The sequence below is a fragment of the Fibrobacter sp. genome (assembly GCA_012523595.1).
Taxonomy (GTDB): domain Bacteria; phylum Fibrobacterota; class Chitinivibrionia; order Chitinivibrionales; family Chitinispirillaceae; genus JAAYIG01.
In genome coordinates, this window is the sequence record JAAYIG010000019.1 from 1 (window position 1) to 1,838 (window position 1,838).

The 1,838-nt window shown below is 43.2% G+C and carries 3 protein-coding genes; all 3 read left to right on the plus strand.

Going from position 1 to position 1,838, the window contains the following annotated elements:
* Window positions 1-93 (plus strand): SDR family oxidoreductase (locus tag GX089_00895; protein ID NLP01028.1); only part of this gene is annotated, 93 nt, incomplete at its 5' end.
* A 134-nt stretch (window positions 94-227) separates the two neighbouring features.
* Complete coding sequence (locus GX089_00900; GenBank protein NLP01029.1) at window positions 228-845, plus strand: CPBP family intramembrane metalloprotease; 618 nt, start codon at window positions 228-230, stop codon at window positions 843-845.
* Between the two features lie 106 nt (window positions 846-951).
* The coding region (locus tag GX089_00905) for a hypothetical protein (protein ID NLP01030.1) at window positions 952-1,838 on the plus strand (887 nt) is incomplete at its 3' end.

The window sequence follows — 1,838 nt, forward strand, 5'->3', positions numbered from 1 at the left end:
ATTGCAGAGGCCGCAATGTGGCTTTGCTCCGACAAGGCATCGTTTGTAACAGGAGCAAGCATTCCGGTTGACGGGGGAATGACAGCGGGTTAGTGTTCTCCTCATCGGGGTCGGTATCGGAATCGGGATCGAAAAATGTTATTTAGAAATTAATACTCATTCCTATACTGATAAAATGCTCTCCGGGTATTAATCATCCCCTTTGGGTGATTCAGGAGGCTCTCTTGATGCAAAAACTTCTGCTCGCCATAGAGTTCATCGTGGTCTATATAGTAATCCCTTCCGCAATTTTCCTCAGGTTTATAACCCTTAACAGAATCGCGATTCTTATAATTCTTTGTGCAACTTCAGTAGTATTTCTAGCAAGTGAACCGGAGTTCAGCATCAAAACACTCTTAAGGACCAAAATCAAAAAAGGACAGATACTTTGGGTATTGAAGCGTTTTTTACTTTCTGTACCAGCGCTCCTTCTCCTTGGAATGATTCTTGTTCCTGATGACCTTTTTACGGTTCCAGGTAAAGACCCATTATTCTGGACAGGTGGATCGGTTATTTATATCCTGCTTTCTGTTATCCCACAGGAGATTCTTTACAGGGTCTTTTTTTTTCACCGTTACAGGAAACTTTTCCCCGGCAAAGGTTTACTGCTATTTGCATCGACGGTAGTATTCTCTTTCGTGCACATCATCTACCTCAACCTTGTAGCAGTGGCACTAACCCTGGCAGGGGGTTATTTCTTCTCAAAAACCTACCAGGAGACAGACTCTTTTCTGCTTACAGTCATCGAACACTCCATCTATGGCTGCTTTCTTTTTGCTCTGGGGCTGGGTCCGGCTTTTTCATAATTGACAATCAGTTGAGGGTTAATTGTACTTCAGTATATTTGCGTGAGTTATTTTAATAAATTATTCTGAACCAACCCGGGAGCTTATTCCTGAAAAGGAGATTCTGATGAGAGTTCTACTTATTATCGCGGTGCTATCCTTAAGCGTTCAAGCAGAAAATCCATATACCTTGCAATTTTCAACTGAGTCGAAATATAATGCCGCAGAACATGCAGGGTCACCTCTGGGATGGCTTGAATCTGAGAGTACAATGGTGAATGCGGACCTGTCGATGTATTTTTATCGTGTCAGTAATAAAGTTTTTGATATCAACAACATTGCCCGAAACTTTGTTGCTCCTCATATAAGACTTTCCAATCCCGGAACTATTGTTTTCGATTTCTTCTACAGACCTGAAATAGCAATTAAGGACAGTGTAATAGATACCAGGATACCTCTGGCCCGCTTTGGACTTGGACTGGCAGGCGGAACTTCCAATGGAATTTTTCAGGCAGGAATAAAAGCGGACATGTTTGTTGGGAAGCAAGCACCAACAGGAATACCCGATAGACGTTTGGTACTTGGTTCCGATGAAGTGAGCATACATCTGGGGAGCAGGTTTCATGAACTGATAGGGATTGGTTTTTTTGCCGGAGCAAAGGGTTACATTGATTCTCTGCAAAGCCAGGATCCTGAGAACTATCAAGACAGGTTTTTTTCCGGGGCCTTTCCGTTACTGGGAGGGTTTATTGATGCTGGAAAGAGCGGTTTTCCTCTCCGGAGCAACTTCAGCCTGGGATGGGGGATTAACAGATTTGTTTATACCTATAAGAACTCTGCCAATTCCCTTGATTTACCAACTATACAGGGAGACAGCATAAGATTGAATTGGATCACCATGTATGACATAGAAAAGGGAGGGCTTAAGATCAGCCCTGCGCTGAAGATGGAATACTGGCGGAGTAATCCAAAGTTTTACGAACCCGGTTCAGACAATTATCCCTGGCAGAAGGG

Excerpts from the sequence above, each read along its gene's own strand:
- GX089_00900 (NLP01029.1), top strand. The coding sequence starts at position 228 with ATGCAAAAACTTCTGCTCGCCATAGAGTTCATCGTGGTCTATATAGTA.